At 72.2% G+C, this 26,668-nt stretch carries 15 protein-coding genes; 11 read left to right on the top strand and 4 right to left on the bottom strand.

Going from position 1 to position 26,668, the window contains the following annotated elements:
• Positions 1-58 precede the first annotated feature (58 nt).
• The 4 genes from ACXJY8_RS18295 to ACXJY8_RS18280 all read left to right on the top strand — a co-directional run bounded on the left by ACXJY8_RS18295 (position 59) and on the right by ACXJY8_RS18280 (position 10,851).
• On the top strand, positions 59-5,422 hold the full coding sequence (locus ACXJY8_RS18295) for an alpha-2-macroglobulin family protein (protein WP_463771727.1): 5,364 nt from the start codon (positions 59-61) through the stop codon (positions 5,420-5,422).
• Positions 5,423-5,480: 58 nt separating this feature from the next.
• A complete protein-coding gene (gene pbpC / locus ACXJY8_RS18290; RefSeq protein WP_463780781.1) occupies positions 5,481-7,553 on the top strand; it encodes a penicillin-binding protein 1C in 2,073 nt (690 codons plus the stop codon).
• 163 nt (positions 7,554-7,716) lie between these two features.
• Positions 7,717-9,567 carry a potassium transporter Kup gene (locus ACXJY8_RS18285; RefSeq protein WP_463780778.1) on the top strand — a complete coding sequence of 617 codons (1,851 nt, stop codon included), beginning with the start codon at positions 7,717-7,719 and terminating at the stop codon, positions 9,565-9,567.
• Positions 9,568-9,699: 132 nt separating this feature from the next.
• Positions 9,700-10,851 carry a sensor histidine kinase gene (locus ACXJY8_RS18280; RefSeq protein WP_463771723.1) on the top strand — a complete coding sequence of 384 codons (1,152 nt, stop codon included), beginning with the start codon at positions 9,700-9,702 and terminating at the stop codon, positions 10,849-10,851.
• A gap of 20 nt (positions 10,852-10,871) precedes the next feature.
• Here the strand turns inward: ACXJY8_RS18280 and ACXJY8_RS18275 are convergent, their stop codons facing one another.
• Both ACXJY8_RS18275 and ACXJY8_RS18270 read right to left on the bottom strand, forming a co-directional pair.
• Positions 10,872-12,416 carry a cation:proton antiporter gene (locus ACXJY8_RS18275; protein WP_463771720.1) on the bottom strand — a complete coding sequence of 515 codons (1,545 nt, stop codon included), beginning with the start codon at positions 12,414-12,416 and terminating at the stop codon, positions 10,872-10,874.
• Between the two features lie 65 nt (positions 12,417-12,481).
• Positions 12,482-12,991, bottom strand: a complete 510-nt coding sequence (locus ACXJY8_RS18270; RefSeq protein WP_463771716.1) for an OsmC family protein — start codon at positions 12,989-12,991, stop codon at positions 12,482-12,484.
• A 171-nt stretch (positions 12,992-13,162) separates the two neighbouring features.
• Here ACXJY8_RS18270 and ACXJY8_RS18265 point away from each other — a divergent pair, with 171 nt between their 5' ends.
• From ACXJY8_RS18265 to ACXJY8_RS18255, 3 genes are all read left to right on the top strand, one after another.
• Positions 13,163-14,038, top strand: a complete 876-nt coding sequence (locus ACXJY8_RS18265) for a cell envelope integrity EipB family protein (protein WP_463771713.1) — start codon at positions 13,163-13,165, stop codon at positions 14,036-14,038.
• Between the two features lie 177 nt (positions 14,039-14,215).
• The gene (locus ACXJY8_RS18260; RefSeq protein ID WP_463771710.1) at positions 14,216-14,791 is read left to right on the top strand and encodes a PilZ domain-containing protein; all 576 of its coding nucleotides are present in this window, start codon (positions 14,216-14,218) and stop codon (positions 14,789-14,791) included.
• A gap of 523 nt (positions 14,792-15,314) precedes the next feature.
• Positions 15,315-17,678: a putative bifunctional diguanylate cyclase/phosphodiesterase gene (locus ACXJY8_RS18255; protein ID WP_463771705.1), complete on the top strand. Its 2,364-nt coding sequence runs from the start codon at positions 15,315-15,317 to the stop codon at positions 17,676-17,678.
• Between the two features lie 9 nt (positions 17,679-17,687).
• Here the strand turns inward: ACXJY8_RS18255 and ACXJY8_RS18250 are convergent, their stop codons facing one another.
• Positions 17,688-18,992 carry a flavin monoamine oxidase family protein gene (locus tag ACXJY8_RS18250; protein ID WP_463771700.1) on the bottom strand — a complete coding sequence of 435 codons (1,305 nt, stop codon included), beginning with the start codon at positions 18,990-18,992 and terminating at the stop codon, positions 17,688-17,690.
• Positions 18,993-19,283: 291 nt separating this feature from the next.
• Between ACXJY8_RS18250 and ACXJY8_RS18245 the strand changes: the two genes are divergently transcribed.
• The 4 genes from ACXJY8_RS18245 to ACXJY8_RS18230 all read left to right on the top strand — a co-directional run bounded on the left by ACXJY8_RS18245 (position 19,284) and on the right by ACXJY8_RS18230 (position 24,866).
• Complete coding sequence (locus ACXJY8_RS18245) at positions 19,284-20,000, top strand: sulfate transporter family protein (RefSeq protein WP_463771697.1); 717 nt, start codon at positions 19,284-19,286, stop codon at positions 19,998-20,000.
• Between the two features lie 166 nt (positions 20,001-20,166).
• Positions 20,167-21,306: a complex I NDUFA9 subunit family protein gene (locus tag ACXJY8_RS18240; protein ID WP_463771693.1), complete on the top strand. Its 1,140-nt coding sequence runs from the start codon at positions 20,167-20,169 to the stop codon at positions 21,304-21,306.
• A 56-nt stretch (positions 21,307-21,362) separates the two neighbouring features.
• On the top strand, positions 21,363-22,730 hold the full coding sequence (gltX, locus tag ACXJY8_RS18235; protein WP_463771691.1) for a glutamate--tRNA ligase: 1,368 nt from the start codon (positions 21,363-21,365) through the stop codon (positions 22,728-22,730).
• A 207-nt stretch (positions 22,731-22,937) separates the two neighbouring features.
• A complete protein-coding gene (locus tag ACXJY8_RS18230) occupies positions 22,938-24,866 on the top strand; it encodes an ABCB family ABC transporter ATP-binding protein/permease (RefSeq protein ID WP_463771689.1) in 1,929 nt (642 codons plus the stop codon).
• Positions 24,867-24,881: 15 nt separating this feature from the next.
• On the opposite strand, the gene ACXJY8_RS18225 is transcribed toward ACXJY8_RS18230, so the two are convergent.
• Positions 24,882-26,648, bottom strand: coding sequence for a LysM peptidoglycan-binding domain-containing protein (locus ACXJY8_RS18225; RefSeq protein WP_463771686.1), 1,767 nt, complete (start codon positions 26,646-26,648; stop codon positions 24,882-24,884).
• Positions 26,649-26,668 lie beyond the last annotated feature (20 nt).

The following is a 26,668-nucleotide window of genomic DNA, read 5'->3' as shown; positions in this document are numbered from 1 at the left end:
GAAGTGCTACGGTCCCGCCCGGCGCCCTGCACCGGCGCCCGGACGACGGGGTGGAAGCATGTCGGGATCAACCGGACACGGGCGCTCGCCCCGATCGGCGGTCGGCGTCGCCGGCCTCCTGCAGGCCCTGGCGCTCGCCGGCCTGCTGGCGCTCCCCGCCACGGTCCAGGCCCAGGCTCCGATTCAGGCCCCGGTTCAGGCCCCCCGGTCCGCGGCCAAGGCCATGCCCCGGCCCTCCGCCGCGAAGAGCTTCGTGCGCGAAGACCTCGCCAGCGACGGCGTCCGGCTCGAGGCCACCCTGAAGGGCGAGGCGGGCACGGCGAAGCCCGATGCGAAGACCGCCGCGAAGGCCCGGGCGGAGGGCGAGGCCCTGGTCGAGGCCGAGAAGCCGGCGGACGCCCTCAAGCCCCTCGGCCTCGCCGTGGCGGGGGAGCCCGGCGAGCCGGCGAACTGGCTCGCCTATGCGCGCGCGGCGAGCACCGTCGGCAACGACGACCAGACCGGCGACTATGCGAGCCGCCTGCGCCTGCGCCGCAACGCCCGGGCCGCGGCCTATCAGGGCTACTTGCGGGCCGCGACGGCGGCGGCCGAGGCCGGGGCCCTCGCTGTCCTGGGCGAGGTCTACGCGGACGAGGCGGAGTGGCGCCCGTCGCTGGAGGCCTACCGCGCCAGCCTGGCGCTTGCCGACGATGCGGAGGTGCGCGAGACCTACGAAGCCCTGCGGGCCGAGCACGGCTTCCGCATCCTCAACTACACCGTCGATTCGGACGCGGCGGCACCGCGCATCTGCTTCCAGTTCTCCGAGGGCGTCGCCGCCAAGACCGACTTCACGCCCTACATCGCGGTCTCGGGCGCGGCCAACGCTGCCGTCACCGCCACCGGTCAGCAGGTCTGCGTCGACGGCCTCAAGCACGGCGAGCGCTACGCCTTCGTGGTGCGTTCCGGCCTGCCCTCCAGCGCTGGGGAGACCCTGCTCAAAGCAGCCGATTACGAGGTCTATGTCCGGGACCGCTCGCCCCAGGTCCGCTTCACGGGGCGCAACTACGTCCTGCCCCGCACCGGCCAGGCCGGCGTGCCCCTGGTCTCGGTGAACGCGGCCCGGATCGACGTGGAGGTGCTGCGCGTCGGCGACCGTGGCCTCCTGCCGTCCCTGCGGGCCGAGGACTTCCTGTCCCAGCTCACCGGCGCCACCGCCCGCACCATCGCCGACCAGAAGGGCCAGCGCGTTTGGAAGGGCGTGCTCGACACCGCCAAGGCCGAACTGAACCAGGAGGCCGTCACCGCCTTCCCGGTGCTCCAGGCCGTCGGCAAGCTGGAGCCGGGCATCTACATCATGCTGGCCCAGGCCAGCGGAGCCGCGACCGCGTCCGCCGACGAGGAGGGCGGCTACGAGACCCAGGCGACGCAGTGGTTCGTGGTCTCGGATCTCGGCCTCACCGCCTTCAAGGGCCGCGACGGCGTCCACGTCTTCGCCCGCTCCCTGGCCTCGGCCGAGACCGTGCCGGGCGCCGAGATCCGGCTGGTGGCCCGCAACAACGAGGTCCTGGCCACCGCCAGGACCGACCGCCAGGGTCACGCCGCCTTCGCGGCCGGCCTCGCGCGCGGGGAGGGGGGCATCGCGCCCGGCCTCGTGGTGGCGCAGATCGGCGACGATTACGGTTTCCTCGATCTCGGCCAGTCGGCCTTCGACCTCACCGATCGCGGCGTGAAGGGCCGGCCCCAGCCCGGCGCGGTCGAGGCCTACGTGTTCCCCGAGCGCGGGGTCTACCGCTCGGGCGAGACCGTGAACCTCACCGGGCTCCTGCGCGACGCCACCGGCCTCGCGGTGCCGGAGATCCCGCTCACCCTTGTGGTCAAGCGCCCGGACGGGGTCGAGTACCGGCGCGCCCAGGTGGCGGATGCGGGCCTCGGCGGACGCGCCCTGGCGCTGCCCCTCCTTCCCGGCGCGCAGCACGGCACCTGGCGGGTGGCGGCCTATACCGACCCGAAGGCACCGGCCGTCGGTGAAGCGAGCTTCCTCGTGGAGGATTACGTCCCCGAGCGCCTCGACGTGACCCTGGAGAGCGCGACGCCGAGCCTGACCCGGGGGGCACCCGCCACGGTCGACGTGGCCGCCCGCTACCTCTACGGCGCCCCCGGCGCCGGGCTGGAAATCTCCGGCACCGTGCTGGTGCAGCAGGCGGCCGGCAACGGCATCAAGGGGCTGGAGGGCTTCTCCGTCGGCCTCGACGACGAGCGGGTGGAGGCCGTCTCGACGGAGATCGACGCCCGCGCCACGACCGATGCCGCCGGCAGGGCCCGGCTCGTGGTGCCGGTCCAGGCGCCCGCCGCCCCGCGCCCCCTTGAGGCAAAGATCACCCTGCAGGTGGGCGAGCCCGGCGGGCGTGCGCTGAGCCGCAGCCTGACCCTGCCGATCCTGCCCGAGGGGCCGGTGCTCGCCATTCGGAAGGAGTTCGGCGGCGATCTGACCGAGGGCAGCGTCGCCGGCTTCGACGTGGTGATGGCCGCCCCCGATGGCCGGCGCCTGGCCCAGGGCGACGTCGCCTGGACGCTGCAGCGCGTCGAGAAGAGCTATCAGTGGTATCGCGAGAACGGGCGCTGGTCCTACGAGCCGGTCACCAGCACCCGCCGCATCGCTGACGGCCGCCTCGATCTGACCCCCGACGCGCCGGGCCGCGTCAGCGCCACGGTGAGCTACGGCACCTATCGGCTGGAGGCGAACCTGCCCGGCCGCCCGGCCGCCACCGCGAGCGTGACCTTCACGGTGGGCTGGAGCGGCGGCGAGACCGCGGACGTGCCCGACCTCCTCGACCTGCGCCTCGACAAGGCGGCCTACGCCGCCGGCGAGACCCTGCGCGCGCGGCTGCAGCCGAAGTTCAAGGGCCAGGCGACGCTCGCCGTCGTCAGCGACAAGCTGCACGCGCTCCTCACCGTCGACGTGCCGGCCGCCGGCACCACCGTCGACATTCCCGTCAAGGCCGAGTGGGGCTCGGGCGCCTACCTCGTGGCCACCGCCTACCGGCCCCTCGACCAGGCGGCCAAGCGCCTGCCGGGCCGGGCCCTGGGCCTCGCCTGGTTCGGGGTCGACCGGGACAGCCGCACCCTCGGCGTCGCCCTGCAGGCGCCGGCGAAGGTCCGCCCGCGCGAGACCCTGACCCTGCCGATCCAGCTCGCCGGCCTGACATCCGGCGAGGAGGCCCGGGTCAGCGTGGCGCTGGTGGACGTCGGCATCCTCAACCTGACCCGCTACGAGGCGCCCAACCCCTTCGGCTACTTCTTCGGCCAGAAGGCCCTCGGCCCCGAGATCCGCGACCTCTACGGATACCTCATCGACGGCATGCAGGGGACGCTCGGCGCCATCCGCTCCGGCGGCGACGGCGGGGCGGCGGAACTGGCCGATTCGCCCCCGACCCAGGCGCCGCTGGCGCTCTATTCCGGGCCCATCACGGTCGGGCCGGACGGCAGGGCGAGCGTCAGCTTCCCCCTGCCGGCCTTCAATGGGACGGGGCGGGTGATGGTCACCGCCTGGAGCCGTGCCAAGGTGGGCGCGGCCCAGGCCGACGTGACCATCCGGGACCCCGTCGTCCTCACCGGCACCCTGCCGCGCTTCCTCAATGTCGGCGACCGCTCGCGCTTCCACGTTGCCATCGACAATGTCGAGGGGCAGGCCGGCGACTACACGGTGGATCTTGATCTCGCTGGCTCCGTCCTCGTCGGCGCCGAGGCCGTGCACAGGACCCTGCGCCTGGAGGCCGGCGCCAAGGGCGCCCTCGTCATCCCCATCACGGCCACCGGGCCGGGCCTGTCGCGGATCGACCTGACCCTGCGGGGGCCCGGGCTGCCCGAGGGCGTCGGCCAGAGCTTCGCCCTCAACATCGGTCCCGGCACGGGGGCGCTCGCCCGCCGCTCCGTGCAGACCCTCGAACCCGGCGCGAGCCTGACGCTCTCGGAGGAACTCCTGGCCGACATCCTGCCCGGCACCGGCACGGTCTCGCTCTCCGCCTCGAACCTCGCCGGCATCGACGTGCCGGCCCTGCTCCAGTCCCTCGACCGCTATCCCTACGGCTGCTCCGAGCAGACGGTGAGCCGGGCGATGCCGCTCCTCTACGTCGACCGCCTCGCGGCCCTCGACGGGCTCGGGATCGACACACAAGCCGACGAGCGCGTGCGCCAGGCGATCGAGCGGGTGCTCGGGCGCCAGAACGCGGCCGGCGATTTCGGCCTGTGGTCCACGGACGGGGCCAGCGACACCTGGCTCAACGCCTACGTCACCGACTTCCTGACCCGGGCCCGCGAGCGCGGATTCGCCGTGCCCCAGACCGCCTTCGCCAACGCCCTCGATCGCCTGCGCAACGCGGTGGCCAACACCACGGAGGTCGGCGGGGGCGGCATGGACATCGCCTACGCGGCCTATGTGCTGGCCCGAAACGGTCGGCCCGTGATGGGTGACCTGCGCTATCTCGCCGACACCAAGCTCGCGGCCTTCGCCACCCCGCTCGCGCGGGGCCAGATCGCGGCGGCCCTGGCCCTGCTCGGCGACCGTGGCCGGGCGGCGAAGGCCTTTACCTCGGCGATGGCCGGCTTCCGGGAGACGGCCGCGAGTCCCGCCTACCGGCCGGATTACGGCTCCCGCCTGCGCGACGGCGCCGGCCTGCTGGCGCTGGCCGCCGAGACGGGGCTCGCCCGCGACAGCATCCAGCCGCTGGGCGCGCTCATCGCGGCCGAGCGCGCCGGCGGCCGGCCCACCAGCACCCAGGAGGAGGCCTGGATGGTGCTCGCCGCCGAGGGCCTGAGCGCGGAATCCGAGAATCTGCGCTTCACCCTCGACGGCCGTCCCCAGAGCGGCGCCGTGGCGCGCAGCTTCCGGGCCGCCGCCCTGGAGGCGAGGCCCGTGACCCTGGCCAACGCGGGCAGCCAGGCCGTGCAGGCGGTGATCAGCGTCAGCGGCAATCCGATCGCGCCGGAGCCGGCCGAGGCGCGCGGCTACACGATCGAGCGGCGCTACCACCGTCTCGACGGGACGCCGGTCGATCTCGCGCAAGGGGTCCGCCAGAACGACCGCCTCGTGGTGGTGCTCACGGTGACCGAGGCCAAGGCCAGCGCCGGCCGCCTCCTCCTCGTCGACCGCCTGCCCGCCGGCCTCGAGATCGACAACCCGAAGCTCCTCGATGCCGACGCGCTCACCGGGCTCGCCTTCGCCAAATCGGACGTGGCCCCGGTCCATACCGAGTTCCGCGACGACCGCTTTGTGGCCGCCTACGAGCGCAGCCCCGAGCAATCCGCCTTCTTCCGGGTCGCCTACACCGTGCGGGCGGTCTCGCCCGGCACTTACGTCCATCCGGCCGCCACCGTCGAGGACATGTACCGGCTGGAGCGCTTCGGACGCACGGGCTTCGGGTCGATGACGGTGAGCGCGAAGTAGGGCCGTGGAGACGGGTCGCCTGAACCCTCCCCCCGCAGAGCGGGGAGGGCGTCTCGCAATCGTCGCGGGCCTCCTCCTCCTCCTCCTGCTCGTCCCGGCCCTCGCCCTCTGGCGCTTCGTCGACACCCTGCCGCCGCTCGACCTCAGCCAGGCCGGGCTCCGCTCGACGGTGGTGCTCGACCGCGACGGGCGTCTGCTGCGCCCCTTCGCCACCGCTGACGGGCGCTGGCGCCTGCCGGTGACCGGACACCAGGTCGATCCGCGCTTCCTGGCCATGCTCACCGCCTACGAGGACCGGCGCTTCGCCTCGCATCCCGGCATCGACCCAGCCGCGACGCTCCGGGCCGCATGGCAATGGTTCACGGCGGGGCGCATCGTCTCGGGGGGCTCGACCCTGTCGATGCAGGTGGCCCGCCTCGTCGAGCCCCGCGCCGAGCGCTCGCTGGCCGCCAAGCTCCGCCAGATGGTGCGGGCGGTGCAGCTGGAGCGGCGCCTCGGCAAGGACGGGGTGCTCGACCTCTACCTGGCGCTCGCCCCCTATGGCGGCCCGGTGGAGGGGCTGCGCGCCGCCAGCCTCGCGTATTTCGGGCGGGAACCCGCCCGGCTGTCCTTCGCCGAGAGCGCGCTCCTCGTCGCCCTGCCGCAGGCGCCGGAGGCCCGGCGGCCGGACCGCTTCCCGCAGGCGGCCCGGCGCGCCCGCGACCGGGTCCTCGCCATCGCGGCGGCCGGGGGCGTGATCACGCCCGCCGAGGCCGAGGCCGAGTCCGCCCGCGCCGAGCCGGTGCCCGTCGGGCGAAAGCCCTTCCCGATGCTGGCTGCCCACGCGGCGGAGGCGGCGCATGCCGCCGATCCCGCGGCGCAGGCAATCCGCCTGACCCTCGACGGCCGCCTGCAGGCGAGCCTCGAGACCCTCGTCGCCGAGCGCGCGGCCGCCCTGGGGCCCGGGATCTCGGCCGCGATCCTGGCCCTCGACAACCGCACCGGCGCGGTTCTGGCCCAGGTCGGCAGCCCCGGCTACCTCGATGCGGGCCGGGCCGGCGCCATCGACATGACGGGCGCGATCCGCTCGCCGGGCTCCGCCCTCAAGCCCTTCATCTACGCGCTCGCCTTCGAGACGGGCCTCGCCCATCCCGAGACGCAGCTCGACGACCGGCCGGTGCGCTTTGCAGGCGCCTATGCCCCGGAGAATTTCGACCTCGGCTACCAGGGCAGCGTGACGGCGCGGCGCGCCCTCCAGCTCTCGCTGAACGTGCCCGCGGTGGATTTGCTGGAGGTGGTCGGGCCCGCCCGCTTCATCGCGCGCCTGCGGGCGGCCGGCGCCCGGGTCGATCTCCCCCGCGACACCGCCCCGGGCCTGCCGGTGGCGCTCGGCGGCCTCGGCATCACGCTGACCGACCTTGCCCGCCTGTTTTCGGGCCTGGCCCGGCAGGGGCTGGTGCCGAACCTGGTGCGTCGCCTCGACGGGCCGCCCGACGAGGTGGTCCCGGAGGCGCGCGTCACGGAAGGCGTCGCCGCCTGGTACGTCGCCGACATCCTGCGGGGGGCGCCTCCGCCGGAGAACGCCCTGGCCGGCCGGATCGCCTACAAGACCGGCACCTCCTACGGCTATCGGGACGCCCTGGCGGTGGGGTTCGACCGGCACGTCACGATCGCGGTCTGGGTCGGGCGGCCGGACGGCAATGCCGTGCCGGGCCTCGTCGGCCGGGTGGTCGCGGCGCCGATCCTGTTCGACGCCTTCGCGCGCTTCGGCGGGGAGCCCGACCCGGTACCGATGCCGCGCGACGCCCTGGTGACCACCACGGCCGGCCTGCCGCCACCCCTGCGCCACATCCGGCGGGATATCCCCAAGACCCTGTCGGCGGCCCTGGGCGGCGCCCTGAAGATCGCCTACCCGCCGGACGGCGCCCGCATCGATCTCGGCCTGTCCGAACCGGAGGCCGGGCCGTCCGCGCGCCTCGCCCTGAAGGCGCTGGGCGGCGTGCCGCCCCTGACCTGGATGGTCGACGGCCTGCCGGTGGCGGCCGGCGCCCGCCGGCAATCGGCCTGGGCCCCGGAGGGCGCGGGCTTCGCGCGGATCTCGGTGATGGACGCCACGGGCGCCAGCGACAGCGTGATGGTGCGGCTCGAGTGACGCCCCCGCCCGGGGTTCAAGCGGGAGACCTCGCGGGCCCCTGGTCGGACGGAAACCCGCCCCTACCTGCGAGCGGCAGAGCGAACCTTCGCCGTTTCCGGAGAGCGTGCCCGTGGCCCACGACGAATCCCGAACGGGACGGCCGGCCCTGCGCCCGGCGGTGATGCTGGGGGCGCTCGGCATCGTCTACGGCGATATCGGCACCTCGCCCCTCTACGCCTTCAAGGAGGCCGTGCGCGCCGCGAGCGCCGGGGCTCCGCCGACGCCGATCGCGGTGACGGGCGCCGTCTCGCTGATCCTGTGGTCGCTGATCCTCATCGTCTCGATCAAGTACGCCGTGCTGATCCTGCGCGCGGACAACCGCGGCGAGGGCGGCATCGTCGCCATGCTGGCGCTGCTCGGGGCCCGGAACGCCAAGCCCGGCTCCTGGGCCGGCGTGCTCCTCGTGGTCGGCCTCGTCGGGGCCGCCCTCCTCTACGGCGACGGGGCGATCACGCCGGCGATCTCGGTGCTCTCGGCGGTCGAGGGCCTCAAGGTCGAGGCGCCGGCCCTGTCGCGCTTCGTCGTGCCGATCACGGTGCTGATCCTGGTCGGGCTCTTCCTGGTCCAGAGCCGGGGCGTGGCCTTCATCGGACGCATCTTCGGCCCGGTGATGCTGGTTTGGTTCGTCGTGCTGGCGCTGCTCGGCCTCGGCGGCATCTGGCACGCGCCGCAGATCCTGTCCGCGCTCAATCCGCTGAAAGCCGTGGAATTCCTGACCCATGCGGGCTGGCATGTCAGCTTCGCCATGCTGGGGGCGGCCTTCCTCGCGGTCACCGGCGGCGAGGCGATGTATGCCGATCTCGGGCATTTCGGAGCCGGGCCGATCCGCGCCTCCTGGTTCGGCCTCGTGCTGCCGGCCCTGGTGATCCATTATTTCGGGCAGGGCGCCCTCCTGCTGGTGGAGCCCGACGCCATCGAGAACCCGTTCTATCGCCTGAGTCCCGACTGGGCGCATTACCCGCTGATCGGCCTCGCGACCGTCGCCACCGTGATCGCCTCGCAATCGATCATCTCGGGTGCGTTCTCGCTCACCCAGCAATCGATCCAGCTCGGCTTCCTGCCGCCGATGCGGGTGGTCCACACCGCCCGGCACGAGCGCGGGCAGATCTACGTGCCGATGGTGAACTGGCTGCTCGCCGCTGCCACCCTGAGCGCGGTCCTGATCTTCGGCACCTCGGACGCGCTCGCCGGCGCCTACGGCATCGCGGTGGCCTCCCTGATGGCGATCACCACCCTGCTGGCCGCCCTCGTGGCGTTGAAATGGGGCTACAACCCCGTGGCCGTGCTGGCGGTGAACGGGTTCTTCCTCCTCATCGACCTCGTGTTCCTCGGGGCCAACAGCGTGAAGCTGTTCGAGGGCGGCTGGTTTCCGCTGATGCTGGCCGCCCTGGTGGCGTTCCTGATGCTGACCTGGCGCAAGGGCAACCAGCTCGTCGAGGCGGCGCGGGTCTCCCTGCGCCAGCCCGAGGGCGAGTTCCTGGCGCAGCTCCGGCGCGACCCACCGATCGTCCTGCCGGGCAACGCCGCGTTCCTGTCCTCGGCCACCAGCGCGATTCCGCTGCACCTGTCCCGCTTCGTCGAGCGCAGCCACGCCCTGCACAAGCGCATCCTCATCGTCACCGCCCGCTACGAGGAGGAGCCCACCCTGCCCCGCGATCAGCGCGCGGAGGTCGTGGTGATCACGCCCGACATCACCCGCGTGATCCTGCGCTACGGCTTCATGGAGGACGCCTCGATCCCCGACGGCCTGCGCTGCGCGGTGGAGTCCAAGCGCCTGCCGCCCGAATTCCTCGAGGATCTCACGATCTTCATCGGGCACGAGACCATCATCCCGAAGAGCGATCACCGCGGCATGGCCACCTGGCGGGAGGAGATCTACGCCTTTCTCCTGCGCAACGCCGAGCGCACCGGGGCGCATTTCTGCGTGCCGACGCGGCAACTGGTCGAGGTCGGCACCGAGATCGAGATCTGAGCCGGGTCCGGGCCATCAACTCTCGCGCAGAGCCGACCGGATACCCTTGCGGGCAGCGCTCCGGGTGTCGCAAAAGGAGGTCACGCGGGCGGGCGGCCCGGCCGCACCGAAACCCGGACGTGTAGCGTAGCGATGACCGAACTGGCGCCGAAGGCCCTGGCGATCCGCCTGCGGCAGCAGGCGATCCTCTCCGATTTCGGGGTCGAGGCCCTGCGGGCCACCGAGCTGCTGCCCCTGCTCCAGCGCGCCACCGAACTCTGCGCCGAGGGCATGGAGGCGCAGTTCTGCAAGGCACTGGAATACAAGCCGCACCAGGACTGCCTCCTCGTCTGCGCCGGGGTGGGCTGGGCCGCGGATGCGGTGGGCACCACCATCATCGGTGCCGACCTTGCTTCGCCGGCGGGCTTCGCCCTGAAGACCGGCCGGCCCGTGATCTCGAACCACCTCGAGAACGAGACCCGCTTCCGCACGCCGAAGCTGATGGCCGACCACGGCATCCGCCGGGCGATCAACGTGCTGATCGCCAACCGCGACGGCAATTACGGCGTGCTGGAGGTGGACGACACCCGCGAGGGCCGGTTCGAGGAGGCCGACATCGCCTTCATGCAGGGCTTCGCCAACCTCGTCGGCGGCGCGATCGAGCGCCAGCGGGCCGAGGCGCGGCTGAAGGCGGCCCTGGAGCGCCAGGAACTCCTGTCCCGGGAGATGAGCCACCGGGTCAAGAACAGCCTCGCGGTGGTGGCGGGCTTCCTCGGTCTGCAGGCCCGGGGTTCCGACAACGCCGACGTGAAGAGCGCGCTCGCCGATGCCCGCACCCGGGTCGAGGCGGTGGCCCAGGTCCACGACCAGCTCTGGCGTCAGCCGAGCCTGGAGGCGATCGACGTCGCGGGCTTCCTCGAGGCTCTCTGCGCCAAGCTGCAGGAGAGCGCGCCGCGCCACCGCCTCGTCTGCCGCGCGGCGCGGACGAACATCCCCGCCGACCTCGCGATCCCCCTCGGGCTCTTCGTGAACGAGCTCGTCACCAACGCGATCAAGTACGCCTACGCGGACGGCGAGGGCGAGATCCGGGTCGAGGCCCGGCCCGACGAGGCGGGCGGCCTGATCCTCGGGGTGGAGGATGACGGCGCAGGGCTTCCCGAGGGGTTCGATCCCACGGCGGCGCGCAGCGCGAGCCTCGGCATGCGCATCATCAACAGCCTCGCCCGCCAGCTCGGCGGCCCCCTCGCGGTCGCCCCGGACGTGCAGGGCGCGCACTTCTCCCTGCGGGTGGCACCGGTAACCTGAGGCCGTCGGGCGCCCGCGGCTCAGGTTTCGGCCCGGGGCGTCGCGTTCATCTCGGCCCAGTCGAACTCCTCCTCCAGCACGTAGTAGGCGTCGTCGCCGATGTCGCCGGAGCGGCGCAGCGCCAGCACCCGGTCGCGCGCCGCCTCGATGGCGCGGCGCCGGGCGGCGTCGGCGGGCAGCGCCTCGGAGGCGAAGCCCGTGTCGCGGGCCTCTGCCTGCTCCAGGGCGATGCGGAACTCCTCGCGCAGGGCCTCGGAGGGCGCGTCGTCGGCATTCTCCAGGCTCTCGAGGGCGGCCCGGTAGGCCTCGGTCCGGCCGTGCCCGACCTCACGGCCGACGGGATCGTCGTCCTCCAGCCCGAGCCGGCCGAGCAGGAGGCGCAGGGTCAGCCCCTGCACCGTCAGCGTGCCGATGATGACGCAGAAGGCGGTGAGCACGATGAGGTCGCGATAGGGAAAGCCGGGATCGCCGTCGGGCAGGGCCAGCGCCGTGGCGATGGTGACGATGCCGCGCATGCCCGCCCAGGAGACCGCGATGCCGGCGGAGAGGCCACGGTCGCGGGTCTCGGTCCCGTCCGCGCCGAGGCGGGCGAGGTAGGCGGTGGGCAGGACCCAGAGGAAGCGCACCACCACCACGGTGAGGAACACCGCCGCGCCGACCAGCGCGTAGGAGATCCGCTGCTCCCGGGTCAGGCGCTCGAGGATCGGGCCGATCTGAAGGCCGATCAGCACGAAGGCGAGCACGTTGAGCACGAACACCGCCGTGTCCCAGACCGCGTAGGAAACGATACGGGTGCGCGGCGGGGTGTGGCCGGGCGCGATGCGCGCCACCGTGATGGCGAAGGAGACCACGGTCAGCACCCCGGACAGGTGCACGTGTTCCGCTCCGATCCAGATGCCGAAGGCGGCCACGAACTGCAGCACGATGACGCTCGGCGCGTCGGCGACCGGGCGCGTGGCGGCGCTGTAGAGGAGGGCGAGGACCGGCCCGGCGACGAGGCTGCCGAGGATGCCCACGAGGAAGGCCGGCCCGATCTCGGCCGCCGAGAACGTGCCGGAGACCGCCGCCGTGACGCCGAGGCGATAGATCAGCAGCGAGCCCGCATCGTTGAGGAGGCTCTCGCCGCGCAGGATCGTGGTGAGGCGGTGAGGCAGCGAGACGTGGCGCAGCACCGAGAGCGCCGCCACGGCGTCGGGGGGCGCCACCACGGCGCCGAGCACGATGCAGGCCGCCCAGGGCATGTCGGGCACGAGCCACTTGACCATCACGGCCACAGCAGCCGTGGTCGCCACCACCGCACCGAAGGCGAGGCCGGCGATCGGGCGCCAGTGGGTGCGCAGGTCCCGCACCGAAGTGTCGTAGCCGGCATCGAGCAGGACGGGCGCGAGGAACAGGGCCAGCGCCAGCTCCGGATCGAGCACGAGGTTGGGCACGGCCGGAATGAAGGCGAGGCCGATCCCGCCGAGCGCCAGGAAGACCGGGTAGGGAGCGCCCACCCGGCGGGCCAGCCCGGCCAGGAGCACGGCGCCGAGGAGGACGCCGACCGTCCATTGGAAAATCATCATGTCGGAGGGAACGCACCATCACGGCGCCGGGATCATTCGTCCCGGCGCGAAACCTGCGCCGTCGCTCAGTCCTGCGCGAGGGTGACGGCGAGTTCCGGCTTGGTGTTCAGGGTCTGGAACACGACGCAGTAGCGCTCGGTCAGCTTGAGGAGCTGGTCGAGCTTGTCCTGGGGGGCGTCGGTATCGAGGGCGAAGGCGAGGCGGATCGCCCGGAAGCCGACAGGGGCCTCCTTGTCGACCCCGAGGGTGCCGCGGAAGTCGAGGTCGCCCTCGGCGCTCACCGTCCCGGAGCGGAGCTCGACGCCGATCGCCGTGGCCACCGCCTTGAGGGTGACGCCGGCGCAGGCCACCAGGGCCTCGAGCAGCATGTCGCCCGAGCAGAGCTCGGCGCCGGAGCCGCCGGTGGCCGGGTGCAGGCCCGCCACCGCGAGGGCGCGCCCGGTCTCGACCTTGCAGGCGATCGCGCTGTCGTCGAGGCGGCCCCGGGCGCGCAGGGTCACCACGGCCGAATCCGGGGCGTTGCGGTAGCGATCCTTGATCGGGGCCTGGAGCGAGCGCAGGGTATCGGCGTCCATCGGCGTATCCTCCCGTCTTCCGGTTCTTCTTCTGCGGACCCATCTAGGGCGTCCCCGCGGCGCGGCGAATGCGGACGGCGCCGATCGAACCTCGCTCGGGCCCGCCGGATGCCCTATCTGGGGGCGTCACGGGGTTCGGCATCCTCCGGCCCCGCCCTGTCAGGAGAGTCCATGCGTCGTCCCAGCATGCGTGCAGCCGCCGTGATGGCGCGGGTAGCCTTCCCCGGCATCGCCGCCGGCTTCGTCCTGTCCGTAACGGCGGCGGCGGCCGCGGCGCCGATCACCCTCGCCAACCACCGGGCCGTCTACGACCTCTCCCTGGCAGAGAGCAGCGGTACCCGGGCGGTGGAGAGCGCGCGTGGACGCATCGTGATCGATTTCACCGGGGATGCCTGCAAGGGCTACACGATGCAGACCCGGCAGGTGACGGTGCTGGAGAGCGGCGAGACCGGTAGCCGCACCTCGGACCTGCGCAACACCACCTTCGAGAGCGGGGACGGGCGCAGCTACCGCTTCAAGACCAGCACGGTTCTCAACGGCACCCCCGGCCAGGCGGTGGACGGCACCGCCGAGTCGAATTCCGACCTGCTGAAGGTCAAGCTGAAGGAACCCCAGCGCGACCAGTTCCAGGATTCGGGCGAGGTCCTGTTCCCCACGGTGCACATGCGGCGCCTGATCCAGGCGGCCCGCGACGGCCAGAGCACCATCTCGGTCAAGGTCTTCGACGGCTCGGACGACGGGCGCAAGGTCTACGACACCCTGGCGGTGATCGGCCGGCAGGTCCCGGCCCCGGCGGCTTCCGACAAGGCGGCCGAGCGCGACAAGCCGCTGCGGAACGGGCCGATGGCCAGCGTGCCGCGCTGGCCCGTCACCCTGAGCTACTACATCCCCGGGCAGGGCGAGCGTACGCCGATCTACGTGCTCAGCTTCGATCTCTACGAGAACGGCGTCAGCGGCGCGTTGCGGCTCAACTACGGCGAATTCGCCGTGGTCGGCGACCTGACCCGCCTCGACACCCTGCCGTCGAGCACCGGCTGCAACCCCTGAATGATGTGGGCCGCAGGTCCGGACCGAGGCGAATTGCGCCGACGATGGTAGCGAACCCATGCATCGTGCGCAGGCATCGCGGTCCCATGATCCCGGTTGGATCGAATTCTCCGCATCCGGGTAAAGGAATCTGCGCGACCGGGCGCGCCCTTATGGGCCCGTAGCCGCAGGATGATTATGAGCGAGCCCCTTACAGCGACGCCGACGAGACTCATCCTGCCTGCCCTCTGCTGGAACCGGTATCGCGCGGATTTCTATGCCGTCACCGCCGACCTGTCCGTGGCCGGCCTTCGCTTCCGCTCCTCCGTCGTGCCGTCCCGCGGTGAGACCCTGTCCTGCAGCATCCGGCACGCGGGCTCCCTCGAGGCGCTGGTCATCGAGGGCGGCAAGGAGCAGTTCGTCACCCGCGTGACCCGCGCCGAGGCGCCGCTCTCCGTCATCGTGCGCCGCCTGCTCGACCTCGCGACGGAGCAGAACAGCGGCGAATTCCCCCAGCGCGTCCATTCCCGCTTCGTGCCGGACAATCCCGACATCATCGTCACCATGGCCTGCGGCACCCGCATCCCGGGCCGGCTCATCAACGTCTCGGCCTCCGGCGCTGCCCTGCGGATCGATATCCCCCTGGAGACGGGCATGCGGATCACCATCGGGCGAACGCCTGCCACGGTCGCCCGCCGCTTCGAGGACGGCATCGGTGCCGCATTTCTCCAGCCTCTGCCGGCCCAGGAACTCGGGCCCCATGTGGTGTTGTGATCCACACGTCGGGGGGTGAAGCGGGCGTCCTGGTGTGAGCCGGGATCGGCCTCACCGAATCCCGACACGCCGGTTCGGGGACGGTCCCGTTCCACGCGAGACAAGCGGCATCCCGGCCGTCCGCAATGCGACATCCGAGGATGCAGTCGAGGCAGGATAGAGGCCGAGGGAATTAAGTCTCTATCAAATGATAAAGGCTAGTCTGCAGTCTTGTCCTCCGTGCGGAGACTTGACGATGCAAGACGCGGACGATGCGGGCATCCCGAACCCACCGAAGCCCGTTCTGTCCCGTCTCGTGCGCCCGAGACGGCAGGGCGCCGCTGTCGGCGAAACTCTGAAGCTCGTGCACCGAATGCGCCGTCTGCCTGACCCGCTCCTCGCCGGATCCGCCCGCGCCGCCGAGTCGCTTGCCGCTTGCGCAAGCGGATTGCGGACGCCCGAGGCGGCATGGGGGTGCCGGGCGAGCGACCGCGCGTGCGTCTCGGCCCCCGCCGGCCCGGAGCCGATTGCCGCCCCGGCTCCGTTGTACCGCAGGAGCCGCCTGACCGAGCGCTATGATCTGGAGGCACGGGCCGGCCACCTCGACGAGGTGCTGCGATTCGCCCCCTACATCGCCTCGGCCCATACGGTGGTCGTCTGCGCCGTACTGATCCTGTTCTGGAGCGAGGCACACCGGATCTACCTGTTGGTCCTGTTCTCCAGCGTCGTCGGTCCGATCACCCTCGCGGCGATGGGGGCGCGGCGCTACCGCCTGCGCCCCCTGGGAGAACGCGACGTCGTCGCCGGCCATCGGCTCGCCGCCCTGTTCTCGTTGATCCTGGGGCTGGCCTGGGCCAGCATGCCGCTGGCCATCCTCCCGCTCGCGGGCACGCAGGACCAGACCTTCGTGGTGGCCATCAGTGCCGGTCTGATGGCCACCACCTACACCTTCGGCTCGATCGCGCATCTCGGTCTGCTCTATTCCGTGCCGATCGCCCTCGGCAGCCTGGCTGCCCTGTTCCTGGTCGGAGGGCATGCCAACTGGTGGCTGGCGATGCTGATGGGCGTCTATTCGGCCTTCGTCGCCTCCACCGCCGGGCGGATGAGCCGCCTTTCGGAACAGCGGATCCTCGACCGCGTCCGGGTCGGCGAGCAGGACGAGACGATCAGCCTGCTGCTCCACGACTTCGAGGCGAGCACCAGCGACTGGCTCTGGGAGACCGATGCCGAGGGGCGGCTGCAGCACGTGTCCGAGCGCATCGGCCAGGTGACGGGGGAGCCTCCGGCCGCCCTGCACCAGGCGCCGTTCGAGGCCCTCTTCCTCGGCCGCCGCGAAGCCCGGCCGATGACTCCCGAGATCGCCGAGATCCTGACCCTCGTGGCCGAGCGCCAGGTGTTCCGCGAGCGCGTGGTCGAAGTCGCCATCGGCGGCCTGGCGCGCTGGTGGCGGCTCAGCGGCCGGCCGATCACCGATAGCGGCGGGACCTTCCTGGGCTTCCGCGGCGTCGGATCGGACATCACCGACGCCCGCCAGTCCGAGGCGCGGATCGCCTATCTGGCGACCTACGATTCGCTCACGGGCCTGGCCAACCGCACCCGGTTCCAGGACATGGCGACCCAGTTCTGTGCACGGGCACAGGCCGGGGACGAGCCCTGCGCGCTGCTCTACCTCGACCTCGACGGCTTCAAGTTCGTCAACGACACCTTCGGCCACGCCCTCGGCGACATCCTGCTGGTCCGGGTGGCGCAGCGCCTGACCGGCGTGGTCCCGCCCGAGGCGCTGGTCTCGCGCCTCGGCGGCGACGAGTTCGCCGTCCTCCTCGCCGGCGGGGACGACGAGGCCCTGGTCGCCCTGGGCCGGCGCCTCATTGAGGCGCTGAGCATGCCCTACACCCTCGACGGGGTTCAGGTGGAGATCGGCGCCAGCGTCGGCCTCGCGATGGCGCCGCGCGACGCGCACAGCCCAGAAGGCCTCCTCAGCAAGGCCGACCTCGCCCTCTACCGCGCCAAGGCCACCGGCCGCGGCAAGGTCAGGATCTTCTCGCCCGACCTCGAGGCCACGATGCGCCTGCGGCGCGAACTCGAAATCGACCTCAAGCGGGCGGTCGCGCTGGGCGAGTTCAGCCTGCACTATCAGCCCCTGGTGGGGCTGAAGGACGGCCGGGTGCGCAGCTTCGAGGCCCTCCTGCGCTGGACCCGCAGTTCCGGCGAGCGGGTTTCCCCGGCCGTTTTCGTACCCGTCGCCGAGGCCTCGGGCCTGATCACCGAGATCGGCCGCTGGGTCCTGATGCAGGCCTGCCGGGAGGCCGTGCGCTGGCCCGACGAGATCCGGCTCGCGGTCAACCTCTCGCCCATCCAGTTCCGGAACACCGACCTTGTCGCGGACGTGACGCGGGCGCTGGAGACCAGTGGACTGGCGCCGGAGCGCCTGGAGATCGAGGTCACCGAGTCGGTGTTCTTCGAGATGAACGCGACGACGATCGCCAATCTCAACGAACTGCGCGCGCTGGGCATCCGCGTGGCGCTCGACGATTTCGGTACTGGCTATTCGTCGCTCAGCTACCTAGTCCGGTTCCCCGTGGACAAGATCAAGATCGACCGCTCCTTCATCAAGGACATGGACAGCCGACCCGAGTGCCTGGCGATCGTCGAAGCGATTCTCGCCCTGGCCCACAAGCTCTCGATTACCGTCACGGCCGAGGGCGTGGAGACGGTGCAGCAGGCGCAGATGCTCAAGGCCGGCCGCTGCGACGACATCCAGGGCTTCCTCTTCAGCCCCGCTCGGCCGGCCGACGAGATCGCACATCTCATCGCGTCCCTGCCGACGCGCTTCGGCGAGGTCTTCCCCCTCCGGCCGGTGACCTTCCGCCGCGCGGTCCCGCGCGGGCGGCCCAATCCCGCGACGTAACTCCGCCGATCAACCCCGCAGACGGTCGGCCACGGCCGCCGCCGCCCGCGTGCCCTCCTCGTAGGCGCCTCCCGCCGTGCCCCATTGCAGGCGCGACAGGGCCTCGCCGGCGAACCACACCCGGTCCGCCACGGGAGCCTGCAACTGCGCCCGGGCGCCGGCATGGCCGGGCGGCACCACCGCCCAGGACCCGAGCGCCCAGGGGTCGTGGCGCCAGGCGCTCACCGCCGGGATGGTCAGGTTGTGCAGGGCCCGGGCCCCGAAATGCGCGGCGAGCGTCGCCCGGACCAGGCGGCGGACCCCGTCCGCCCCGACCCGGCGGGCGTCCAGGGCGGCGGCCATGGGCGCGTCGAGCTCGAAGAAGTGGAACGGGGTTCCGTCGATCCGGGTAAGGAGGCCGGGGCTCGCTTCGCGCCCGCCGACGAGGCTGGCGAGCCGGTCCGCCCCGCGGAACGGGCAGGACGGCCAGTGCAGCACCGCGTGCTCGTAGATGCCGGTGGTAAACCCCGTGATCGCGTCCGCGATTTCCGGGGGGAGGGCGGGGGTGAAGAGCGGCGTGGCCCGCAGCACCATCGTGGGAACCGTGACGATGACGGCCCGGGCCGCGAAGCTCCGGGACCCCGCGCGCACCCGCACGCCCGGCCCCGTCCAGTCGATGCCGGTGACCGGCGCCCCGAGGGCGATCGGCAGGCCCTGGGCGAGGCGGGCGAGGTAGCCGCCGTAGCCGCCGGCGATGAAGCGGTTGTCGCCGTACTCCATGCTGGGGAAATCCTGGAGCGAGACCCGGCCCAGGGATTGGCCGGAGACGAGGCCGTGGACCCGCTCCACCCGTCGGCCCCAGGGGCCGAGGCCCGGCGGCAGGGCGCTGGCGGCCGGCCGGTCCGGCTCCGCCCAGCCCGCCTGGGTGCTCATCGCCCGGTCGGCCACCGCGAAGGCGCGGCCCAGGGCCGCCGCCTCGGACGGGCGGCCGCGCCGGCGCCCGACCCAGAGGTGGCTGTCCTGCGCCGCCACCCGCAGGGGCTCTCCCCGCCCGGTGCCCAGCCGCACCAGCGGGTTGATCGGCCCCGCATGCAGCCAGTGCCCGCCGAGATCGACGGCGTGGCCCCGCAGGGACACGGTGACGAGGCGCCCGCCGACCCGGTCGCGCGCCTCCAGCACCGCCACCCGGATCCCGCGTGCCGCGAGGCCCCGGGCCGCCGCGATGCCGGTGGCGCCGGCTCCGACGACGACGACCTCCGGATCGTCGGGCAGCGGCGCCAGGCGCGGCGCGATGCTCGGGCGCCAGCGTTCGTGCTCGGGGCGGGACGTCCTCATGGATGACGGTCTCGTTCCTGACTGAAGGATGGCGACGGGCCTATCAGAGCGCGCTGGCCGGCGACACCGCGCCTCCGGTCGCAATTCGGTCGCACCGGTTCAGTCACACGGGAGAAACCTCCGGCGTCGAGGATCGCGGCGGCGAATCGCCGTCTCGCCGGCCCGCCCTTGCGCCGGGGCACGGCCATAGCCAGAACCAGTGGCCGGAACCTCGGGATACGGTGCGCGCGGGGGCGACGCAGGCCGGGCCCTCCACGACCGGACCGACACGAGACCACGGGATCCCCAGGTATGCTCATCCAGGCCGCCTTCGCCGCCATCCGGCAGGTGTTCTCAGCCCCCTTGCGCGCGATCCTGTGGAAGTCCCTCGGGCTCACGGTGGGCATCCTCCTCGTCGTCTGGTTCGGCCTGACGCGGGCGATCAACTGGTTCCTGTCCCAGCACCACCTCTCGGTGGATTATCCCTTCCTCGACACCCTGGCGGTGTTCTTCGCCGGGGCCGGCCTGTTCATCGGGCTCGCCTACGTGATGCCGGCGGTGTCGATCCTGGTGGCGGGCTACTTCCTCGACGACGCGGCCGAGATCGTCGAGCGCACGGACTTTCCCGGCGACCCGCCCGGCCTCGCTCTGCCGCTCGGCACCGCGATGTTCTACGCCGTCCGCTTCGCCGGCCTCGCCCTGCTGGTGAATCTCGTGGCGCTGATCCTGTTCTTCGTGCCGGGGGTGAACCTCGTCGCGTTCTTCGGGGCCAATGCCTACCTGCTGTCGCGGGAGTATTTCGAGTTGGCCGCCGGGCGCTTCCGGCCCATGGCCGAGGCCGGCGCCATGCGGCGCCATTACGGCGGCACCACGCTCCTCGCCGGCGTGCTGCTCGCCGGCCTCATGGTGGTACCGGTGCTCAATCTCGTCACCCCGCTCTTCGGCATCGCCCTGATGGTACATGTCCACAAGAGCCTGAGCCGGCGCACCCCGGTCGCCGGCCCGCAGGCCCAGCCGCGCCTGCGCTGAGGCCGCCCCGGCCCCTCGGGACAGCCGGGTCCGAATTTCACCGCGCGGCCTCCCGTCTTGCCTGGAAGTGGTCTAGATACGCTGCACCAGGCTCAAGGACCGGCGCCGATCGATGCCCTGCGGGGATCGGACGGGCGCGGGGGCCGCTTTTCGAGACGCACGAGCGATGACCGGCTTCGAGACCCTTCCCCTGACCCGCCCCGCCTCGCAGCTCGTCACCGTGTTCGGCGGATCGGGCTTCCTCGGGCGCCACGTGGTGCGGGCGCTGGCCAAGCGCGGCTACCGGATCCGGGTGGCCGTGCGCCGGCCCGACCTCGCCCTGTTCCTGCAGCCCCTCGGCAAGGTCGGCCAGATCGTCGCCGTGCAGGCCAACCTGCGCTACCCCGAGTCGATCGCCCGGGCGGTCCAGGGGGCCGACATCGTCGTCAACCTCGTGGGCATCCTGCAGGAGACCGGAAAGCAGAGCTTCTCGCAGCTCCAGGCCGAGGGCGCGGGCGAGATCGCCCGGGCGGCGGCGGCCGTCGGCGCGCCCCTGGTCCACGTCTCGGCCATCGGCGCCGACGCGACCTCGCCGTCGCAATACGCCCGCACCAAGGCCCTGGGCGAGGCCCGGGTCGCCGAGGCCGGCGGCCCTCACGTGATCCTGCGGCCTTCCCTGGTGTTCGGCCCCGGCGACAGCTTCTTCAACCGCTTCGCCGCCCTGGCCCGCGCCCTGCCGGTTCTGCCGCTGGCCGGCGCCGAGTCGCGCTTCCAGCCCGTCTACGTCGCGGACGTGGCCGAGGCGGTGGCCCGCGCGGTGGAGGGCCACGTGCCCGCCGGCAAGGTCTACGAGCTCGGCGGCCCCGAGGTGGAGACCCTCGAGGCGCTGGTGCGCTACATGCTCAAGGTGACGATGCGCAAGCGCATGGTCCTGGGCCTGCCCCAGCCCGCGGCCCTGCTCCAGGCCCGTGCCCTCGAGGTGGTCGACACCCTGACCCTCGGGCTCCTGCCGGACAGCCTCAAGCTGACCCGCGACCAGGTCATCCTGCTCCAGAACGACAACGTCGTCTCCGAGGCCGCCAAGGTGGAGGGACGCACCCTGGAGGGCATCGGCCTGCAGCCCACCGCCATGGAGGCGGTGGTGCCGGGCTATCTCTGGCGTTTCCGCAAGGCGGGCCAGTTCGCCAAGATCCAGGAGCATGAGAGCGCCATCCCCGAGACCCTGGCCCCGAAGCCCTTCGTGCCGCGCAGCGGCAGCGGGCCGGCGCTCGGGCCGGATTCCAACGCCCCGAGCCGCATGGGCGTCCGCTGGGGCACCCGCGGCTGACGCCTGTCCGCGTCACCGGAGTCCTCAGGGCCGGCGAAATGGTCTAGAGGGCGCCCATGACCCAGACCACTCCGCCCGAAGCCGGCGCACCCCTCGTGCGCTTCGCGCCGTCCCCCACCGGCTATCTGCATATCGGCAATGCCCGGCCGGCGCTCCTGAACGCACTCTTCGCCCGGGCACGGGGCGGGCGATTCCTGCTGCGCCTCGACGACACCGACCGGGAGCGCTCGACGCAAGCCTTCGCCGACGCGGTCTCGGAGGATCTCGCCTGGCTCGGAATCGTGCCCGACCTGTTCGCCCGGCAATCTGACCGGGTGGCGATCCACGACGCGGCCGCCGAGCGGCTGAAGGCGCTGGGCCGGCTCTATCCCTGCTACGAGACGCAGGAGGAACTGGAGCGCCGGCGCCGGCGCCAACTCGGGCGCGGCCAGCCGCCGATCTACGACCGCGCCGCCCTGAACCTCACGCAGGCCGACCGCGCCGCCCTGGAGGCGGAGGGGCGCACGCCCCACTGGCGCTTCAAGCTCGACGCCCGCACCGTGGCCTGGAACGACCTCGTGCGGGGCGAGGCCCATGTCGATTGCGCCTCGCTCTCCGATCCCGTCCTGATCCGCGCCGATGGCAGCTACCTCTACACCCTGCCCTCCGTGGTCGACGACGCCGAGATGGGCATCACCCACGTCATCCGGGGCGAGGACCACGTCACCAACACCGGCGTCCAGGTGCAGATCTTCGAGGCGCTCGGCAGCGCGATCCCGGTCTTCGGGCACCACAACCTCCTGACCACCGCGGACGGGGAGGGGCTCTCGAAGCGCCTCGGTCACCTCTCGCTCCGGGGCCTGCGCGAGGCCGGTTACGAGCCGGGCGCGGTGCGCTCGCTGGCGGTGCTCACCGGCTCGGCGGAATCCGTCCGCGCCGTGGCGGGGCTCGACGAACTCGCCGCCCTGGTGGACCTCGCGCAGATTTCGCGGGCGCCGGCGAAGTTCGATCCGCACGAGCTCGACGGGCTCAACGCCCGCCTCGTCCACGCCATGCCCTACGCGGAGGTCGCCGACCGCCTCGCGGCGCAAGGGATCGCCTCCGAGCGCGCCGAAGCCTTCTGGGAGGCGGTACGGCCCAACCTCGCCAAGGTCTCCGAGGCGGGAGACTGGTGGCGCGTGGTCACCGGGCCCGTATCCCCGGTCATCGCCGATCCGGCCTTCATCGGGGCCGCCGCCGCGCTCCTGCCGGCCGAGCCCTGGGAAGCCGAGACCTGGAAAGCCTGGACGGGCGCCGTGAAGGCGACCACGGGGGCCAAGGGCAAGGCGCTGTTCATGCCGCTGCGCCTCGCCCTCACGGGCCTCGAGCACGGGCCGGACCTCGCCGGCCTTCTGCCGCTGATCGGGCGGGACGCGGTGCTGCGCCGGCTGGCGGGAGAGGGCTGAGGGCATTTCCCTGCGGCGCAAGTTCCTGCGGCGCAAGTTCCTGCGGCGCAAGTTCCTGCGGCGCAAGTTCCTGCGGCGCAAGTTCCTGCTGCGCATGTGCCTGCGGCGCATGCAGGTCCGCCCCCTCGGCATCGGTGACTGTCGCCGGGCGACCGGCACGCCTATATGCGGGCTCGACGCCGATTGAATCCCGAGCCCCAGATCCGAATGAGCACCGACCCCGCACCGGCGGCACCGGTCGCGGCCGCGCCGCCCGCGCGCCCCGGCCTCGTCGCCACCTATCGCCGTCTCTGGCCCTATCTCTGGCCCCATGGCCGGCCCGACCTGCAGCGGCGCGTCTTCCTCGCCTTCGGCCTGCTGATCGTCGCCAAGTTCGTCACGATGGTGACGCCCTTCACCTTCAAGTGGGCCACCGACGCCCTGGTGGCGATGACCGATGGCAAGGCGGGGGCTGCGGTGCCCACCGGTCTGCTCGCCGCGCCGATGCTGCTCATCGGCCTCTACGGCCTGTCCCGCATCCTGATGGCGGGGCTGACGCAGGTGCGCGACGGATTGTTCGCCAAGGTGGCGATGCATGCCGTGCGCCGCCTCGCGCTCCAGACCTTCAAGCACATGCACCGGCTCTCCCTGCGCTTCCACCTGGAGCGCAAGACCGGCGGCCTGACCCGCGTGCTGGAGCGCGGGCGCGGCGGCATCGAGGAACTCTCGCGCCTGATGGTGCTGACCCTGGTGCCCACCATCGTCGAGTTCCTGCTCGTGATCGGCGTGCTCGCCTACGAGTTCGACTGGATTTACTCGGTGGTCGTGTTCGTGATGGTGGCCGCTTACCTCGCCTTCACCTGGAAGGCGACGCAGTGGCGCATCGAGATCCGTCGGCGGATGAACAACTCCGACACCGACGCCAACACCAAGGCGGTGGATTCGCTGCTGAACTTCGAGACGGTGAAGTATTTCGGCGCGGAACTCCGCGAGGCCGAGCGCTACGACGTCTCGATGGCGAAATACGAAAAGGCCTCGACACAGACCTACGTGTCGCTCGCGGTCCTCAACGCCGGCCAGGCGGTGATCTTCACCGTCGGCATGACCGTCGTGATGTGGCTGGCCGCGCGGGACATCATGGCCGGGCGCACCACACTCGGCGGCTTCGTGCTGGTCAACACCATGCTGGTGCAGCTCTCGATGCCGCTGAACTTCATGGGCATGATCTACCGCGAGATCAAACAGGCGCTGATCGACATCGACGACATGTTCCAGATTTTGCACCGCAATCCGGAGATCGCCGATCGGCCGGACGCGTTGCCGCTCGCCGTCTCGGACGGCGTGGTACGGTTCGAGGACGTGCGCTTCGCCTACGATCCGGCCCGGCCCATCCTCCGGGGCGTCAGCTTCGAGGTGCCGCCGGGCCGGACGGTGGCCATCGTCGGTCCCTCGGGGGCGGGCAAGTCGACCCTGTCGCGCCTGCTGTTCCGGTTCTACGAGCCGCAGGGCGGCCGCATCCTCATCGACGGCCAGGACATCGCGCAGGTCCGGCAGGCGTCCTTGAGGGCCGCCATCGGCATGGTGCCGCAGGACACGGTGCTGTTCAACGACACCATCGGCTACAACATCCGCTACGGCCGCTGGGACGCCACCCCGGCGGAGGTGCGCGCCGCCGCGTCCCTGGCGCAGATCGATCGCTTCATCTCCGCCCTGCCGGAGGGCTACGACACGCCCGTGGGCGAGCGCGGGCTCAAGCTCTCGGGCGGCGAGAAGCAGCGCGTCGCCATCGCGCGCACCATCCTGAAGGGGCCGCCGATCCTCGTCCTCGACGAGGCGACCTCGGCCCTGGATTCCTTCACCGAGCGCGAGATCCAGGATGCCTTGGACACGGTGAGCCAGGGCCGCACCACCCTGGTCATCGCCCACCGCCTCTCGACGGTGGTGAATGCCGACGAGATCATCGTCCTCGACAAGGGCGTCATCGTCGAGCGCGGCGACCACGCCACTCTGCTCGAGCGGGACGGCGTCTACGCCTCCATGTGGAGCCGCCAGCGCGAGGCCGACGCCGCCCTGGAGGTCCTCCAGCGCAACGAGGCGGTGCTGCCGCTATCCAAGGAGCGTGCGGCCCCGGTGCCGGAGCGCGTGCCCGCCGAGTAGGCCGCAGGCGCGTCCTCAGCCCCGCCGGTCGGCCTGCGGCACCGCCGCCGTGCCGTCGGCGGGCAGGACGAAGATCTGGCCCGGATAGATCAGGTCCGGATTGCGGATCTGCGGCTGGTTGGCGTCGAAGATCACCGTGTAGCGCGTGCCCTTGCCGTAGATGCGCCGGCTGATCTGCCACAGGCTGTCGCCCCGGATGATCTTCGCGGTCCCGATCTCCGGGACGAAGACCGTGGGGCTCCGATCCGCCAGCGGCACGGCGGGGGGCTGGCTCGACATCGCCGGCGCCTCGGCCTCGGCTGCCCCTCGCGGGGCCGGTTCCGGCTGCGCCCGCGCCTGCAGGCCCGGTGCCTGCGGCTCCCGAACGGACGGTGTCGAGGTTTGGGGCGCCGAGAGTGGGGACGGCTGAGATTGAGTCGTCGGAGCCTGGGTCGTGGGAGCTTGGTTCGCGGCAGCTTGGGGCGTTCCGGCTCCGGACGTCGGGGACGGGAGCGCGGACAGGGCCTTCGAAGCCGCCGTCTTCGGCAGCGCCGCTGCGGGTAGCGTGGCCGGGTTCTCCGGCGTTCCCAGGCGGGCGACCGGCCCTGGCGCCACCGGCGCCGGAGTACCCTGCGCGAGGATTGCCGGTTTGGTCACGGTGGCCGGTACGTTGAAGGCGACCTCGGAGCGGGTCTTCACCTTGCCGGAGACGGGGTCGACCTGATCCACCCGGACCTTGTAGTCGCCCGGCCGGACGCCGCGCCCGATGGTGAACGCGACGCGCCCGTCGGCGCCGGCACTGCCGGGTGCCACCAGGGCGTCGTTCAGGTACAGCCGTACGGTGGCGCCGGGCGGGGCCTGGCTCGTGACGTAGAGCCGTCCGCCTTCCTCCGCCTCGACGCTGACGATCTTCACCGGCCCGGTGCGGTCCGCCTCGGCCTTGTCGGACGTGGCCGCGGCCGGAGCGCCCGACCCGGCCGGTCCCGGCTGGGCGCGGGTGCCGGGCATGTTCGTTGCGAGCTTGCTCGCCGCGAGGTCGTTCACAGCAGTCTTGCCACCGTCGATCTTGCTTCCGTCGGTCTTGCCGGCCCTGCCCGCAGCGGTCCTGCCTGCCTCGGCGAGATCGGTTCCGGGCGTCGCGGAGTCCGGTTGCGAGAGCACGATGGTGGGCTTGTCCGGGGAGGTGAGGGCGATGAGGGGCTTGGCATTGCGGAGCGACGAGACCACCACCGCCACGCTGTCGCGCGAGAGGCGGGCCTGACCGTCGGCGCCCAGGACCCGCAGGGTGATCTCACTGTTGCCGGTGGGCAGGGCCGGGGGCACGATGGCGAATTGCCCGGACGGGTCGACGAGCGCACGGGCAATCGGCTCGTTGTCGCGCAGCAGTTCGACGGTGGTGTTGGGGGCGGCCCGCCCGGCGATCACCGCCTCGCCATTCGGTTCGATCCGGATGATGTCGAAGGTCGGCGCCTCGCTGGCCCCCTGGGTACCCGGCCCTTGCGCCGGCGCCCGGCCCGGCTCCAGGGCCGCCAAGGGCTTTCCCGCCGGTGCCGCCCCCTCCCCGGGGCCTGCATCCCGGCGGGCGGGGGCGTCGGGCCCGGTCGCGCCGTTCGGGGCGCGGGAATTGCTGTCGGGGGGGAGGGCGGCCGGAGCGCCGCTGTCCTGCGTCGACCCGAGGCCGACCGGAGAGCCGAGCCCGCGCTTGAACAGGGTGCCCGCGCCGTAGAGGGTGACCACCAGGGCGAAGCCCGCCAGAAGCCCCACGCAGGCGAGGAAGATGCTCCGTCGCAACTCCGCCCTCATGACACGCCACTCCTTCGTCC

The organism is Methylobacterium sp. TK31 (assembly GCF_055361545.1).
Note: the sequence above shows the minus strand (reverse complement) of the source record. Positions and strands in the feature narration are given on the sequence as shown.

What these genes read in the sequence shown, in the direction of transcription:
- ACXJY8_RS18295 (WP_463771727.1), top strand. Translation starts at nt 59, where the DNA reads ATGTCGGGATCAACCGGACACGGGCGCTCGCCCCGATCGGCGGTCGGC.
- ACXJY8_RS18285 (WP_463780778.1), top strand. Translation starts at nt 7,717, where the DNA reads ATGCTGGGGGCGCTCGGCATCGTCTACGGCGATATCGGCACCTCGCCC.
- ACXJY8_RS18280 (WP_463771723.1), top strand. Translation starts at nt 9,700, where the DNA reads ATGACCGAACTGGCGCCGAAGGCCCTGGCGATCCGCCTGCGGCAGCAG.
- ACXJY8_RS18275 (WP_463771720.1), bottom strand. Translation starts at nt 12,416, where the DNA reads ATGATGATTTTCCAATGGACGGTCGGCGTCCTCCTCGGCGCCGTGCTC.
- ACXJY8_RS18270 (WP_463771716.1), bottom strand. Translation starts at nt 12,991, where the DNA reads ATGGACGCCGATACCCTGCGCTCGCTCCAGGCCCCGATCAAGGATCGC.
- ACXJY8_RS18265 (WP_463771713.1), top strand. Translation starts at nt 13,163, where the DNA reads ATGCGTCGTCCCAGCATGCGTGCAGCCGCCGTGATGGCGCGGGTAGCC.
- ACXJY8_RS18260 (WP_463771710.1), top strand. Translation starts at nt 14,216, where the DNA reads ATGAGCGAGCCCCTTACAGCGACGCCGACGAGACTCATCCTGCCTGCC.
- ACXJY8_RS18250 (WP_463771700.1), bottom strand. Translation starts at nt 18,992, where the DNA reads ATGAGGACGTCCCGCCCCGAGCACGAACGCTGGCGCCCGAGCATCGCG.
- ACXJY8_RS18245 (WP_463771697.1), top strand. Translation starts at nt 19,284, where the DNA reads ATGCTCATCCAGGCCGCCTTCGCCGCCATCCGGCAGGTGTTCTCAGCC.
- ACXJY8_RS18240 (WP_463771693.1), top strand. Translation starts at nt 20,167, where the DNA reads ATGACCGGCTTCGAGACCCTTCCCCTGACCCGCCCCGCCTCGCAGCTC.
- gltX (WP_463771691.1), top strand. Translation starts at nt 21,363, where the DNA reads ATGACCCAGACCACTCCGCCCGAAGCCGGCGCACCCCTCGTGCGCTTC.
- ACXJY8_RS18230 (WP_463771689.1), top strand. Translation starts at nt 22,938, where the DNA reads ATGAGCACCGACCCCGCACCGGCGGCACCGGTCGCGGCCGCGCCGCCC.
- ACXJY8_RS18225 (WP_463771686.1), bottom strand. Translation starts at nt 26,648, where the DNA reads ATGAGGGCGGAGTTGCGACGGAGCATCTTCCTCGCCTGCGTGGGGCTT.